We start from the raw sequence: 13,701 nt of genomic DNA, 5'->3' as shown, positions 1-13,701 counted from the left end.
ACATAGACCGGGCGAGATGGCAGGTTTACCAGCAGGTGAACCGTTGGGTAAACGAATGGTGACTTGTTCGTCAGTTGGGTTCAAACTCGATGACGACGCTGATGCGGTCCTGTCGCATCCAGGATCTGCTGAACATCAGGGGCGCACCGGGGGTGCCGTCCGTGGTGAGCGTCTCCAGGCGCCAGACCGGGGTGGGTGCGTGCAGCTCCAGTCGCTGCGCTGCCGCATCAGGCGGGAACTCTGTCGATGCTCGCGACCACGCGCGCATCGGATTGCGGCCTGCGCCGCGCAGCACTTCGGTGAGCGATTCGATTGCGCGCAGGCTCACGTCGACGTGATCGAGGATGCCGGGAAGGATCCACTCCTCCCCGTACATGGAGGGCTGGTCGTCGATGTACCCCACCCGAACCAGACGTGTGCACGGCTCGCCTGCAGGGATGCCGAGCCGGTCGGCGATGTCTTTCGGAGCGTCGCGGGTGCCAGCATCCAACAGAAAAGTGCGCGGCACCGCCCCGGCCTTCTCGACCGTGTCGTGCAGGGACGGGGCCAGGCGCGGCGCCAGCAGATAGTCGATCCGCCGGTTCACGAACGTTCCTGCCCCGTGCACACGGCGCACCAGAAAGCGCGCCTCGAGATGTTCGAGTGCGCGGCGTACCGTGCTGCGAGTGGCGCCGAAGCGGCGCATCAACTCGTGCTCGCTCGGCAGCCGCGCGCCGGCGGGCAGATCTTCGATCTCGTCCTGCAGAACTGTGGCGATGTCGAGCATGCCGACCACGCTACGAATGCCGGGTGAACGCGAGGTGACGTGACGGGTTGCGGGGTGCAGTCAGGTCACTCCCCCATCAGGCCCCGCAGCAGCGCTTCTGCCCGCTCACCCGATAGACCTCGCGGATGAATCCGCACGACTGCCCGCGTGATCCGCCCGGTGTAAGGGAACGGTCCTTCGTAGGCATCGACAACTGGCTGATTCTGATCCCGGCCGCACTGCGCGGTGCCCATGAAGAATCGCAGCCTCGGCACCCAGGGCACGTTCGCGGCAGTCTTCACGGACGACGCGCTGCATGCGATGCTGATGACAGCTGAACCATCGTCAGCCAACACAACGCTCGCTCGTGCTCGCTCTGCGCCGAGGTGCTCACCTGCTGGAAGAGCGACCGAGGTCACAGTTTCCAACGCGCTGACCGCGAACGTCAACTGCTCGTCTTTTACATACATCGTCACGCCACCGAAGACGTCGCCCATCGCCATGAGCACGCCCCGATCTTCCTGTCCGATCGGCGCGAGATCAACATCAATCGTAAAGTCGTGACCCGAGATCTCCGGGGCAGCCGCCTGCGGAACGGGGGTCATGCCCGGAACCATTACCCAACTGGTCCGGTCCGGATGCTCGCGGAACAGTTGCGACTTGCCGCGATTGGCCAGCGGGAGCACGTTGTTGCGTTCGGCATGCTCATCCCACAGCGCAATCAGCCGTGCCAGCTTCTGCGGATGTTGTTCGCTGAGATCGATCGTTTCAGCCGGATCGTCATCGAGACGGTAGAGCTCCCACCGATCCTGATCGAATTCATCGCCGGTTTTGTGGAAGGTGACCGCCTTCCACCCGTCGGCGAGCATCGCTCGGTGCCCGGCGACCTCGAAGTACTGCGGCCCGCGATCTTCCAATGCAGCAGAGTCGGTGAACGTCGAAGCTATCGACCGTCCGTGCATAGGCATCTGCGCAACACCCCGCACCTGCTGTGGCGCGTTGATCCCTACGAGTTCGAGCACAGTGGGGACAACGTCCGTCACGAAGGAACGTGTGTCATCAAGTTCACCCCGTCGCTGGACCGGTGCCCCCGAAACAATCAGCGGAGACCGTGTACCGCCGACGTGCACGGTGTGCTTGTATCGACGGAACGGAGTATTCGACGCCTGTCCCCACCCCGCTGGGTACTGGTTGTAATAGCGGCCGCTGCCGATCGATTCAAGATCGACGTCAACCGCGCCGCTCGGAGCGTCGTTCAGCACGGCTTCTTCGCTGAGCGCGCCAGTTACCCCGCCGGCGTTGGTCGCTCCGTTGTCCGACATCACCACGACGATCGTGTCTCCATCGGACTCGCTCGCGGTGATCGAGTCGAGCAACCTGCCAAGCTCAGCATCCGCATGCTCCAGGTGCCCCGCGTAGGCTTCCATCAGCCGCTCCGCTACTTCACGTTCGTCGTCGGCGATCGATTCCCACTCCGGAATCGTCGGATCGGATTCTGGCAGCTTGGTGTCTGCTGGGATGACTCCGAGCTCACGTTGCCTGCGGAAACGACGTAACCGCTCTTCATCCCAGCCGTGTCGGAACGCACCGCGGTAGCGCTGCAGATACTCCGCGGGAGCCTGGTGCGGCGAATGCACAGCACCGAAGGAGATCATCGCGAAATATGGGTCATCCGGTCGCGCATACTGATGGTCCGTGATCCACCGCGCGGCCTCATCGACGATCAACTCAGAGACATGACGCCCGCCGTATGCCGCGAGATCGACGTATGAGTTGTCTTGCACGAGCTCGGGCCGAAACTGGTGCACCCGTCCGGCGAGGAATCCGAAGAACCGGTCGAATCCGCGTGCGAGCGGCCATTCATCGTAGGGCCCGCCTGGCCCGGACGCCGCGTTCGGGCTCAGATGCCACTTTCCGAACAGTCCCGATGCATAGCCTGCATCCTTGAGCATCATCGGGAGCATCGCCGCCGACTGCGGCACCGTGCCGGTGTACCCCGGATCACCGGAGGCGAACTGCACGATCGTTCCCATTCCCACCGCATGCGGATTGCGCCCCGTCAGCAAAGCGGCGCGCGTCGGCGAGCAGAGCGGCGTGACGTCGAACCGGGTGTACCGAAGCCCCTCAGCTGCCAACCGGTCGATGTTCGGCGTGCGGATCGACGACCCGTAGCATCCGAGATCCGAATACCCCATGTCATCGAACAGGACGACGATGACGTTGGGGCGTCTCGGACTACTCGACATCGTCGACGTCCACGATCGCACCCTGCTCCCGCAGCACCTCCTGCACGCGAGAGACGTCGACAGCGCGAGGCTGCACACCGGAGGCGACAGCTATGGCGGCGGCGACACCCGCACCGTGTCCGATCGCCGCGCAGGTCGCACCGACGCGCATCGAGCCGAGCGCATCCCGATCGACGGACACACAGCGACCAGCGGCCAGCAGGCCATCGATCTCCGTCGGCACCATGACACGGTAGGAGATGTCGAACGGCTCTGGTACGAACATCGAGTGGGTACCGACCTGCTTCTCGGTCGGGTGCACATCGATCGGCCAGCATCCGACCGCGATGCTGTCGGTGAAGCGCCGCGCTTCCCGGACATCGTCGCCGGTCATCACCAGTTCTCCGATCAGGCGACGTGTCTCACGAACACCGATCTGTGTGCTCGTCTGCACCAGTTTCGCGTTCGCGAAGGCGGGAACCGATGAGGTGAAGTAGTCCACGACACGGCGGGTGTCCTGCCGGCCCTCGATCTCTGCGCGGCTGAGTTCGGCGGCCACTGAAGCGTCTCCCACGATGCGCGTGGAGTTGACCCAGACGAGGTCCTTGTCGAGTCCGCCGAACCAGGGCCCTCCGTACCGCGGCAGCTCGCCACGTTCTGCAGCCTGCGCCATCGCCGCGCTGTCGAGTTCGACGTCCAGTCGCGAACTGGAGTAGTCGGTCAGGACCGGGTCGCGCAGAACGCCCGACTCGGGTCCGATCGGCAACAGCGTCGGGACATCGTGACGAACGTCCGCATTGGGCTGGGCACCGGAGACGCGGAACGACATCGTCATGGGCTGGAGACTGTCGGACTTCGTCCACTTCGCCCCACTGCGTTCGATGAAATCGCCATCGCCGGTGCAGTCGATCGTGACGCCGGCGAGGATAGCGCCGCGGCCGTCCTTGTTCTCGATGAACGCGCCCGCAACGCGGTCGCCCTCCATGATCGGCGTCGCACCCCAGGTGTGGAACAGCGTTTCCACACCCGCATCGCGCAGAAGTTCGTCGGCCACACGCTTCATGACCTCGGGCTCGGTGTTGATCACGAACCCGTTGTCGAATCGAGCGCCGTCCTGCTCCTCGGCGCGCTCCACCCATTCCCCGCCGATACCCGCGACACAGCGCTTGTACGGTCGTAGCCACGAGTTGAAGCCCGCCAGTGTGAGAACCATGCCCGCCGTCCACATTCCACCGAGGAACCCGTGCCGTTCAAGCACAAGCGTACGAGCACCGGCCCTGGCGGCCCCCGCAGCAGCGGCAACACCAGCGGGCCCGCCGCCGATGACGAGGACGTCGACCTCCGCCACGACCGGGATCTGACGTGCGGATTCTGTGATCTTCTCTGACAATTTCATCAACCCTTCGCAGCTCCCGCCGTCATCCCGCTGACGAGATACGGCTGGAGGAACCAATAAACGACCATGACCGGAAGGATCGAGATGAGGCCTGCGGCCATCAGCTCACTCCAGTTGATCTCGACGTCGCCGATCATCGACGCGATGCCTTGAGGAATCGTCCAGTTGTCGCGCGAGAGCAGCAGCGTTCGAGCGAACAGAAGATCCGTCCACGCTGAGGTAGCAGCCAACCCGAAGCATGCGGCGAGTCCCGGGACGGAAACAGGAAGGATCATGCGCCACAGCACTCCCCAGCGCGTGCACCCGTCGACCATCGCGGCCTCATCGATGTCACGCGGGATGCCATCGAAGTATCCCTTGAGCGTGAGCGCGGTCAGCGGTGTGATCGCGGCGACGTTCGTCAGAATCACGGCGATGGAGGTGTCCAGCAGCCCGAACGTCTGGAACAGGACGAAGAAGGGCAGCGCGAGCAGTGTCCCCGGCAGCACTCGCCCCATGAGGAATGTGTAAGCGATGAACTTTTGACCGGGAACGACGAAACGCGACATCGCATAGGCGGCAGTCACCGAAACAGCTGTACTCAGAAGTGCGGCACCGATCGTGACAACGCCAGACTGCAGCATCCATTTGAGGATCGCCGATTCGGTGAACAGGTGCACGAACGCGTCGAAGGTAAACGGCTTGCCGATAGGAATCAGCGCCGGATTGCGCGAGAGAACCTCGGATGTCGGCAGAATCGCGGTGACGAACATCCAGTAGATCGGGAAGAACATGAAGACGATCAGCGCGATCATCGCGATAAATGACCAGTTCACCCGTGACTTGCGACGGCGGCTGACCGGACGACCGATGACGGTGGTGTCGAGAGTTGCGGTGCTCATAGAAATCCCTCCAAAGCGCCCTTGCTGTTGCGCCTGAGTAGCACGACGACGAGCACGCCGACAAGTGCGAAGGTGACCACACCCAGGGTGGCCGCATTGCCCATGTCGAACTCCTGAAATGCCAGGTTGAACACGCGGACGGCCACGGTCTCGGTGGCGCCGTCCGGACCGCCCTGCGTCGAGCCATAGATGAAGTCGAAGTCGCGGAACGAGTGCATCGCACTGAAGATCGTCGCGACCAGGATGAACGGGGCCAGACCGGGAAGCGTGATCCAGCGCAACCGTGCCCACCAGCCGGCGCCATCGACCTGAGCTGCCTCGTAACGCTCCTTCGGAATGGCCTGCAGCCCCGCGAGGATCATCAGAGTGAAGTAGGGAATGGCTTTCCAACTCGTCGGCAGGATCACAGCGAACAACGCAAGGGCGGGATCGCCGAACCAGTTCACATCGCTGTCGATGAGGCCGACCGAGCGAAGCATGTAGTTGAAGACACCGTACGTCGGCTGCATCATCCAGACGAAAGCGATCGTCGCAGTAATCCCGGGCACCGCCCAGGGCACCAGTGCGAGAGTACGCATGATACGTCGACCAGGCATCCGCTGGTTGAGCAGCAACGCTGTGAACAGTCCGGCGATGAATGGCAGCAGCGTCGAGCCGATCACATAGACAATGGCGACACCGAAGCTGCGCCAAGTCTCCGGATCACTCAGTACGTCCTGGTAGTTCGCAAGGCTCAGCGGAGCTTGGAAGATGGCGCTGAGTTTTCCGAGCTTGATGTCGCGGAGGCTGATCCCGCCCAGCAGGAGCAGAGCGAAGAGGAGCGATCCGGTGACGGCGATGAGACTCGGCGCGAGGTATCCGAGAACGACGACCTTCTTGCCGAACTCACGGCCACGGCCGCGCCGGGCCACCTGTGAAGGTGACCCGGCGCGTGCCGCGCGCTCGAGAGAACGAGTTGATGTCACGGTACGAGTCCTGCGTCGGTCAGCTTCTTGTCGAGTCCGGCGAGAACATCCGCGGTGTCCTTGTCGCCCTGCAGCAACACGTGCAGCTGGGCGCCTACGATGTCAGCGAAATTGGAGTAGTCGCTGCGCACGCCCTCGGAAGTGAGGTCGACGATCGGGCTGCTGTTCTCCCAGGCCTCGACGATCGGCGCGGTCAGCGGGTCATCGAGCAAGGCATCGGCGGTGCCAGGGCGAGCCGTCGGGCTCGCGACGATCTCGGCGTACTGCGTGAGCGATTCATCGGAGATCACGAACTCGAGGAACTTCTCGGCCGCGGCCTTCGTGCTCTCGTCTAGGTCCGAAGCCAGCGCGAATCCGTGGCTGACATCTCCCGGATTCGTTTCAAACGGGGCCTTGGCGATCTTCAGCGAGTCCACGAGCGCGGGATCAGCTGTTGCCTGAACCGTCGAGTAGTAGAACGGGCCCTCGATCATCATGGCGCTGTTGCCGTTGAGGAACGCTTCGCGTTTCGCAGCGAAGTTCGTTCCCACCGGGCTGTACTCGGTACCCAACTCGCGCCAGGTGTCAAGAGCCGCGGCGACGTCAGCAGAGGCGAAGTTCCATTCGCCGTCCTTGATCCATTCGGCATCCATCCCGGCAGTGAAGACGAGGGCATCGCGAACGAAGTTGACGGTGTTGTCATCTGTGATGGCGTAACCGAACGCATCGCCGGGAAGGTCGGTAACCGCCTTCGCGGCCGCGACGAGTTCCTCAGCAGTAGTCGGCACCTCGACTCCCGCCTCGGCCAGTAGCGCTTCGTTGTAGAACAGCGTGTAGCCGTAATCGACGGTCAGCACACCGTAGGTCGTGTCGTTCCATTCCATCGCCGCCTGCGAGTCGGGCCACTGTTCCGGCACGTCCGTGCCGGACACGAACTCGTCGAGAGGCTCAAGGAAGCCGGCGTCCGCCCAGGCCGGCAGGCTGCTGACCGGAGTGGGCACATGGATGATATCCGTCCCCGCCCCGGCTACGGCCTGGGTCGTCACAGTCGAGATGTAGTCCGCGAATGCGGTCTGCTGGATGTCCACCTTGATCTGTGGGTTGGCCTTCTCGAAGATGGGAATGATCTCGTCGAACCAGACCCCGGTCTGCTCCGTGTGCGCCCAGGTGCTCAAGGTGAGCGTCACGTCTTCGATGGGTGCGTCAGGATCGGAGTCCGAGGATGCTGAGCAGGCGACCAGGCTGATGGCCAGCACCGCGGTCGCGGCGATGGCAGGGATACGTCGTCGTTCCATGGAAGTGTCTTTCTGTGATTCGGGTGAGGGGTTAGAGCTGGGGCAGGATCAGAGTCTTGAAGACACCTGGGCGACCAGCGGTATCGATGGCCGCGGCACTTTCGGCGAGGGGGTAGCGACCGGAGATGAGGTCGTCGACGCGGACACGGCCGGAGGCGAGCAGGTCAATGGCAAGCGGGAAGCAGTTCGCGTAGCGAAAGACACCAGTGACCACGAGTTCCTTCTCCTGGATCCAGGATGCCGGGATGTCGAGACCGTCAGACCCGCCCATGCCGACCAGAACGGCGATTCCTCCCCGAGCCAGGTGCGAGACGCCGTCGCGCGTCGCGCGAACGTTTCCCGAGCATTCGATGTGCACGTCGAACTCACCGGAGTGCTCCGGTAGGTCGGATGCTGGGATCGTCGTATCCGCGCCGAGCCTCATGGCCAGCGACAGCTTCTCTGGGTCGACATCGGTGACAGTGATGTGGCTGGCACCGAAAGCGCGCGCGGTCTGCGCGGTCAGCAGCCCCACCGGGCCGGCGCCCGTGATGAGGACACGACTGCCCGGACCGACATTTGCCTTCCGGCAGGCCCACACCGAGACCGCGAGGGGCTCGACCAGTGCGCCGTGCTCTGTGGATACTGCGATCGGGAGCGTGTATGCGTAATCAGCACGGATCGCGACGAAGTTCTGCAGGGTGCCGTCAACGGGCGGCGTGGCGTGGAACACGACCTCGGCGCAGAGGTTGTAGCGTCCGCCACGGCACTGCTCACACACTCCGCACGGAACTCCCGGTTCGATTGCGACGCGATCGCCCACGCTGTGCGTGACGACGTTGGCGCCGAGCGCGACGACGGTGCCTGCTGTCTCGTGTCCCAGGATCAACGGTGCTTCGACCACGTACTGACCGATCCGCCCGTCACGGAAGTAGTGTGCGTCCGAGCCGCAGACACCGACGGCTTCCACCCTGATCAGCACTTCATCTGATGCGGGCTCGGGAACCGCGCGCTCTTGGAGCACGATCGTGCCCGGTTCGGCCAGGACGGCTGCGCGATTGGACGTTTCGTACGGCATGAGGTGGGGACTCTCCCTTGAGGACTCGACAGAGCAGATATTTCGACCTGTAGCCCGAGTCTAGGAAGGGCTGAGACAGTCAGGATAGCCACAGAGGCACCTACTAATAGTACTTATTTGCGCACCTAAGAAAATTTAGTCACCCATTTCGTATTGGTTGCATCACTCACCACGCTATCGTTGTCCGCAACCACAGGAGCACATATGCAACGTCTCGGACAGCCAGACCGGCTCGACGCCCTGGCCGGCAACGTCATCAAAGCACCAGCATTCCGTGAGGTCATTCCCCGTGACCCCGGCGCCTCCTTCCGATGGCACATGCATGACTACCCGGATCCACTGGCCCGATGGAATCGCCATCCGGAGTACGAGATCCACCTGATCAGAAGAGGTACTGGCCGCTACATCATCGGCGACGCTGTCGGCCCGTTTGGCCCGGGGCACCTTTTCCTCGTTGGATCGAACCTTCCCCACGACTGGATCAGCGATCTACGAACTGGAGAACAATTGGAGGGCCGAGATGTCGTCTTGCAGTTCGATCCCGCGTGGTTCGAACGCTTTCACGATGTCGTCCCTGAACTTGCCGACATATCGACATTGTTGGCTCGCTCTGGTCGGGGTATTCAGTTCCACGGAACTACCGCCCGCGAAGGCGCGGATCTGCTCGAGACGATTGGCACACAGTCCGGAGCGTCCGCAATATCCGGTTTTCTTGCCCTCTTGTCGACGTTGAGCCGTGCGCCATCAAGCGACTTCCGAACACTCAGTTCGAGCGCGGCCGATCATGGCATCGGAGCAGATCCTTCGGATGTCGTGGCATCCGCACTGGACTACATCTTCGCGAATCTCGACACCGATCCACGTCTTTCTGTAGCGGCGAGTATCGCGAACATGTCGGAGTCGGCCTTCTCCCGATACTTCAAGAAGGCGAGCGGTCAGACGTTCAGCGACATGGTGAAGCGATTGCGGTTGACGCAGGCGTGCCGCCTTCTCGAGCACACGGACGCCACGGTCGCACAGATCGCACAGTCCGTTGGTTATACGAACCTGTCGAACTTTAATCGTCGCTTTCGTGATGAGTACGAAATGACCCCGAGCGAGTATCGACGCACGCGCGTTCGAGCAGGACTATCGACGATGTTCTCGTCGTCCAGTTGACCCGACGAAGAGCGGTCAGACTGCTGGCGGGGCGGGCGGTGCTGCCGGTGCTGCCGGAGTCGCCGGAGTCGCCGGAGTCGCGGCGGGCGGGGCCGGGGCGGGCGGGGCCGGGGCGGGCGGGGCCCCGGGGGTTGCCGGGGCCGCCGGAGTCGCGGCGGGCGCTGCGCTCGTCGCATTCTGCGGAAGCACACACACGATCGCGGCCACGAGAATCACGATCGAGAAGATCGCCAGCATCACAGCGCCGGCACCGACGGATGCGCCAGAGATCGAGCTGACGCTGATCATCGTGCCGAAACCGTCCACGGCGCCGACGATGCCGGCGATCATGCCGAGCACGGCCGCGGTGATCCGCGCCCACTTCACGCGAAGGATGATGGCTGTCACCGAGGCGGCGATCACCAGCAGCATCAGCACCAGCAGGATGGCGCCCTCGCCGCCGGCGTACTCGGAGAAGTAGTTGAACGACAGACCGAAGCCCGAGGCGATCGGCAGGAACAGGGCGATCATCGCAAGGAAAGCTGCGACCGGCAGCGCGAACGGCGCCCAGCTCATCCAACCCTTCGGCCCGTTCTGCGGTGCGCTGCGCTGCTCTTGCACGGCAGACTGCACCGATCGAGCCGCTTCCTGGGCTGCCGGAGCGACGTGCGTCGTGAAGAAGTCCTTGGCGCCGGCAGCCATCTGCTTCGCGCCGGCAGCGATCTGCTCGGCGGAGGGGTCGCGGGGCTTGCGCTCCGCCGCGATCTGGCCGGTGCGCACGGCCTCCTGATACTCGTTCATGGTCGGCTCGCGGTGATTCGTCTGCTGGAATCGCGCGGACCACTCCTCGGCGGTCACGGCAGAAGGCGTTTGCGCAGCACTCAGCTGCGGCCTGATCCAGGCGGCGAGTTCTGCGGAGCAGTTGGGGTGAACGATGATCCATGGCCACAGGTCGTGGCGCTCCTGCGCCAGCTGCGTCAGTGTCTGCAGCCCTACGCTCGGATCTGCCAGCTCGGCTGCGGTGTAGCTCGATGACGCGCGATCAGTCACGGTGTTCTCTCCTCTTCGCGCTCAGAGGCCTGTCCGGCGCGATTCGATTATCCCCCGATTCACCTCTGCGAGTGGGCAACCGTGGCTGCGTTCCGGGCAGAAACTGCGCCACAGCTGCCCGCTCGAAAGCCGGACGCCGGACGCCGGACGCCGCTCGTCAGAGCCGGATCACGCGCTTCTCCGCTCGTCGCTGATGCTGGGCGAAGAGCGCACAGGACAGAGCCGTAAGGAAGCTGATCAGCGCCAGCCCCCACGCGAAGACTGCGAACTGCGTGGGGAGAAGCATCGACGCCACAAGAAGCACGACACCGACGAGCGGAAGGGCAACGGTCAGTCGTTGCGCAAGGGTCTCGTGCATCATCGTCTCTCTGCTCGGGCCGGAGCGATCGCGGCCAGGCTTGTGGTGAAGGCCAAAACCATGGTGTCGTTCGATGCATCGAACGATCAAGGGTTTGGACGGTTCGGTAGCCCCAGGGCTACAGATCCACTCGGCGCGTGTCGTGATCAGCGGTCACTGATTAGAGGCTTATGATCCCGATCTCGGTGGCCCGGAGAACGATCTGCAGGCGATTGTCGACGCCCCACAGCTGGTTGATGCGGCGGATGTCGGCCTTCACCGTGCTCTCGGCATAATGGAGCGTCTCAGCGATCTCGGCGTTGGAGAGACCCTTCGCAATCAGCTCGATGATCTGCCGCTTTCGATCGCTCAGTGCGGGCGTGTCGGGGGCTCGACCGTCGCCTGCTTCGATGGCCGCGCGCACGAACCGCTCCTGCACTTCCGGCGAGACCACGCGGTCGCCGGAGTGGGCAGCGACGATGGCGTCGATGATCTGTTCCGGCGTGGAGTTCTTCACCAGGTAGCCACAGGCGCCCGCTCGCAGAACCTCGAGCGCGCGCCACTCAGTGGTGAAGGTCGTCAGTGCCACAACGCGGCAGCGGGGGTCCCATTCCAGAACGCGCCGCGTCGCTTCGACACCACCGACATCGCGCATCTTGATGTCCATCAGTACCACGTCGGGTTTCGACGCTCTACAGGCCTCGACGACCTCAGAGCCGTCGGCGGCCTCCCCTACCAGAGTGACGCGGTCGTCATCGGAGATGAATGCACGCAGGGCGTGGCGCACTAATGCCTCATCGTCGACGACGAGAACGCGGACGGCTTCACTCACCCACTCACGGTACCGCGAGCCTGCTCGGGAATCTCTAGCCCTGGGGTCATGAATCCGTGACCGCGGGCGTACGACTCATAGGGTGGGAATGAGGCATCCATGGTGCAGGTCGATCTCGAGCTGCCCGAGTGAAGGAGACCAGCATGGGAATGCTCAGCATGTACGGTATCGGATCGTTCGTTCGAGTGATCACCTGGTCGAATGCGGACCTGGGCGACTGGCTCTGCAAGATGCTCGGCATCTGTGCCTGAAGCTCCGCTGATCTCCGCGCGCGACGAGGAGCCGGGCCTCACTGCGCGGTCCTCCATCATGCGGATGCTGCGCTCTCGCATGTTCTGGGAACAGCGTTCTCTTCATCCGGTCGCACGCCTTCTGCTGGTTCTGACCGTCGGCGTGCTCCTGTGCATCGCGATCGGCTTCACGATCGCGGGGGGAGGGTTCACGCGGTACGACCTGCTGGCGGTGGCGCTCTATGTGGGGTTGGCCGGCTTCGCCTGGCATCCGATGACTGCCGCGTTCATCGTGATGCTCATCTGCAGCGTAGGTGTCGTCTTCACCGGCAGCGGTGGAGACCTCCTCGAACTGTCGATGACGCTCAGCCTGGTGGCCGCGACGTGCGGACCGTGGGTGATTGGCACGCACGTGGTGCTGCTCGCAGCGCTCACGACGTACATGACTCTCAGCGGGCCGACACTGGCAGCGGGAGGCATCTACGGCATCGCGGGCATCGCCGTGATCGCGTTCCTGGCGGGCGTCGCGTTCAGACTCGTGGCGGCACGCGAGACGGTTCTCGTTGCCGAGCGAACCCGCATCGTGAGAGACCTCGAGGCGATCGCACGGGACGAGCGAGAGCGCATCGCGGATGAGCTCCACGACGGCATCGCGCACGACCTGACGCTCGTCCTGTTTCACGCTCGGGCTCTTCCGCGTCAACCGGATGAAGACGCACGGCAGGTCTCACTGAAGACCATCGAGGATTCCGCCGAGCAGGCGCTGCAGAGCATCCAATCTCTGCTCTCGTTGATGCGGGACACACTGACCGAGGGACCGCCGACACGTTCGATCCGTTCCGCAGAAAACGTCGCGGAGACCGCGTCATCGCTGGCGGCTCTTCTGAAGGATGCAGGCATCCCCACGAGCGTTACAACACCGCGTGTTCCGCTCCAGCTCGCGCCGACTACCGCGCGTGTTCTCACAGAGACGGCCATCGAGTCGGTGATGAACATCATCAAACACGCGCCCACGTCGCAGTCGGCGAGCATCGAGATCCACGACCGGCCTGATGCCATCGAGGTCGTCGTGACGAACTCCGCCTCCGCGGATCTCAGCGGAAACGGCCGCGCGATGGGCGGTCGGGGCCTGCGCCGGGCGGCGCAGCGGCTCAAGCAGATCGGTGGCGAGCTGGATCACGGATGGACCGCCAACGGATGGGTTCTGCGGGCAACAGTTCCGGTGCCCGGCGACGACGCACCGTGATTGGCAGATGACGAAGGCCCCGACTTCCCAGTGTTTTCTAGGAGAGTCGGGGCCTTCGTGGTGGCGGTGACGGTGGGATTTGAACCCACGGTAGGGGTGAACCTACACAACATTTCGAGTGTTGCACCTTCGGCCGCTCGGACACGTCACCGCGAAAGAGTTTACGTGACGCGGGGCCGTCACGCGAATCGGCGTTTCGCCGGTGCGAGAAACGTCTTCCCGCACGAGAAACGTCCGGGGAAGCCCTGTCTCATGTGTGATGTCTCAGGACATTGGTGACGGTTGTGTCTCAGGACATCGGTAACGCTTCTTGCTGATTTGGTGGT

Annotated in this window: 12 protein-coding genes and 1 tRNA gene; 2 read left to right on the top strand and 11 right to left on the bottom strand. The window is 63.5% G+C overall.

The window, feature by feature from the left end; translation table 11 throughout:
• Positions 1-70: 70 nt before the first annotated feature.
• The 7 genes from ACW5CM_RS15345 to ACW5CM_RS15315 all read right to left on the bottom strand — a co-directional run bounded on the left by ACW5CM_RS15345 (position 71) and on the right by ACW5CM_RS15315 (position 8,543).
• The gene (locus tag ACW5CM_RS15345; RefSeq protein WP_457125529.1) at positions 71-766 is read right to left on the bottom strand and encodes a GntR family transcriptional regulator; all 696 of its coding nucleotides are present in this window, start codon (positions 764-766) and stop codon (positions 71-73) included.
• Positions 767-831: 65 nt separating this feature from the next.
• Positions 832-2,991 (bottom strand): arylsulfatase, encoded by a 2,160-nt coding sequence (locus ACW5CM_RS15340; protein ID WP_457125528.1) that lies wholly within the window; start codon positions 2,989-2,991, stop codon positions 832-834.
• Entirely contained in the window at positions 2,981-4,360 is a 1,380-nt protein-coding gene (locus tag ACW5CM_RS15335) for an FAD-dependent oxidoreductase (protein ID WP_457125527.1), read from the bottom strand. Before ACW5CM_RS15335 ends, ACW5CM_RS15340 begins: the two co-directional genes overlap by 11 nt.
• A 5-nt stretch (positions 4,361-4,365) precedes the next feature.
• On the bottom strand, positions 4,366-5,247 hold the full coding sequence (locus tag ACW5CM_RS15330; RefSeq protein ID WP_457125526.1) for a carbohydrate ABC transporter permease: 882 nt from the start codon (positions 5,245-5,247) through the stop codon (positions 4,366-4,368).
• The gene (locus ACW5CM_RS15325) at positions 5,244-6,212 is read right to left on the bottom strand and encodes a carbohydrate ABC transporter permease (protein ID WP_457125525.1); all 969 of its coding nucleotides are present in this window, start codon (positions 6,210-6,212) and stop codon (positions 5,244-5,246) included. The genes ACW5CM_RS15330 and ACW5CM_RS15325 overlap by 4 nt, the downstream gene beginning before the upstream one ends.
• Positions 6,209-7,486, bottom strand: a complete 1,278-nt coding sequence (locus tag ACW5CM_RS15320) for an ABC transporter substrate-binding protein (RefSeq protein ID WP_457125524.1) — start codon at positions 7,484-7,486, stop codon at positions 6,209-6,211. The genes ACW5CM_RS15325 and ACW5CM_RS15320 overlap by 4 nt, the downstream gene beginning before the upstream one ends.
• A gap of 31 nt (positions 7,487-7,517) precedes the next feature.
• A complete protein-coding gene (locus ACW5CM_RS15315; RefSeq protein ID WP_457125523.1) occupies positions 7,518-8,543 on the bottom strand; it encodes an NAD(P)-dependent alcohol dehydrogenase in 1,026 nt (341 codons plus the stop codon).
• Positions 8,544-8,747: 204 nt separating this feature from the next.
• Between ACW5CM_RS15315 and ACW5CM_RS15310 the strand changes: the two genes are divergently transcribed.
• Positions 8,748-9,701 (top strand): AraC family transcriptional regulator, encoded by a 954-nt coding sequence (locus ACW5CM_RS15310; RefSeq protein ID WP_457125522.1) that lies wholly within the window; start codon positions 8,748-8,750, stop codon positions 9,699-9,701.
• 15 nt (positions 9,702-9,716) lie between these two features.
• Here ACW5CM_RS15310 and ACW5CM_RS15305 read toward each other — a convergent pair whose 3' ends face one another.
• The 3 genes from ACW5CM_RS15305 to ACW5CM_RS15295 form a co-directional block, all read right to left on the bottom strand.
• Entirely contained in the window at positions 9,717-10,730 is a 1,014-nt protein-coding gene (locus ACW5CM_RS15305; protein WP_457125521.1) for a variant leucine-rich repeat-containing protein, read from the bottom strand.
• Positions 10,731-10,887: 157 nt separating this feature from the next.
• The gene (locus ACW5CM_RS15300) at positions 10,888-11,091 is read right to left on the bottom strand and encodes a hypothetical protein (RefSeq protein WP_457125520.1); all 204 of its coding nucleotides are present in this window, start codon (positions 11,089-11,091) and stop codon (positions 10,888-10,890) included.
• A 157-nt stretch (positions 11,092-11,248) separates the two neighbouring features.
• Positions 11,249-11,899 carry a response regulator gene (locus ACW5CM_RS15295; protein ID WP_457125519.1) on the bottom strand — a complete coding sequence of 217 codons (651 nt, stop codon included), beginning with the start codon at positions 11,897-11,899 and terminating at the stop codon, positions 11,249-11,251.
• A gap of 243 nt (positions 11,900-12,142) precedes the next feature.
• Here ACW5CM_RS15295 and ACW5CM_RS15290 point away from each other — a divergent pair, with 243 nt between their 5' ends.
• Positions 12,143-13,375, top strand: coding sequence for a sensor histidine kinase (locus ACW5CM_RS15290; RefSeq protein WP_457125518.1), 1,233 nt, complete (start codon positions 12,143-12,145; stop codon positions 13,373-13,375).
• Between the two features lie 61 nt (positions 13,376-13,436).
• Here the strand turns inward: ACW5CM_RS15290 and ACW5CM_RS15285 are convergent.
• A tRNA-Ser gene (locus tag ACW5CM_RS15285) sits at positions 13,437-13,526 on the bottom strand.
• Positions 13,527-13,701 lie beyond the last annotated feature (175 nt).

Source organism: Microbacterium wangyouchuni, assembly GCF_054072595.1.
Note: the sequence above shows the minus strand (reverse complement) of the source record. Positions and strands in the feature narration are given on the sequence as shown.

What these genes read in the sequence shown, in the direction of transcription:
- ACW5CM_RS15345 (WP_457125529.1), bottom strand. Translation starts at nt 766, where the DNA reads ATGCTCGACATCGCCACAGTTCTGCAGGACGAGATCGAAGATCTGCCC.
- ACW5CM_RS15340 (WP_457125528.1), bottom strand. Translation starts at nt 2,991, where the DNA reads ATGTCGAGTAGTCCGAGACGCCCCAACGTCATCGTCGTCCTGTTCGAT.
- ACW5CM_RS15330 (WP_457125526.1), bottom strand. Translation starts at nt 5,247, where the DNA reads ATGAGCACCGCAACTCTCGACACCACCGTCATCGGTCGTCCGGTCAGC.
- ACW5CM_RS15320 (WP_457125524.1), bottom strand. Translation starts at nt 7,486, where the DNA reads ATGGAACGACGACGTATCCCTGCCATCGCCGCGACCGCGGTGCTGGCC.
- ACW5CM_RS15315 (WP_457125523.1), bottom strand. Translation starts at nt 8,543, where the DNA reads ATGCCGTACGAAACGTCCAATCGCGCAGCCGTCCTGGCCGAACCGGGC.
- ACW5CM_RS15310 (WP_457125522.1), top strand. Translation starts at nt 8,748, where the DNA reads ATGCAACGTCTCGGACAGCCAGACCGGCTCGACGCCCTGGCCGGCAAC.
- ACW5CM_RS15300 (WP_457125520.1), bottom strand. Translation starts at nt 11,091, where the DNA reads ATGATGCACGAGACCCTTGCGCAACGACTGACCGTTGCCCTTCCGCTC.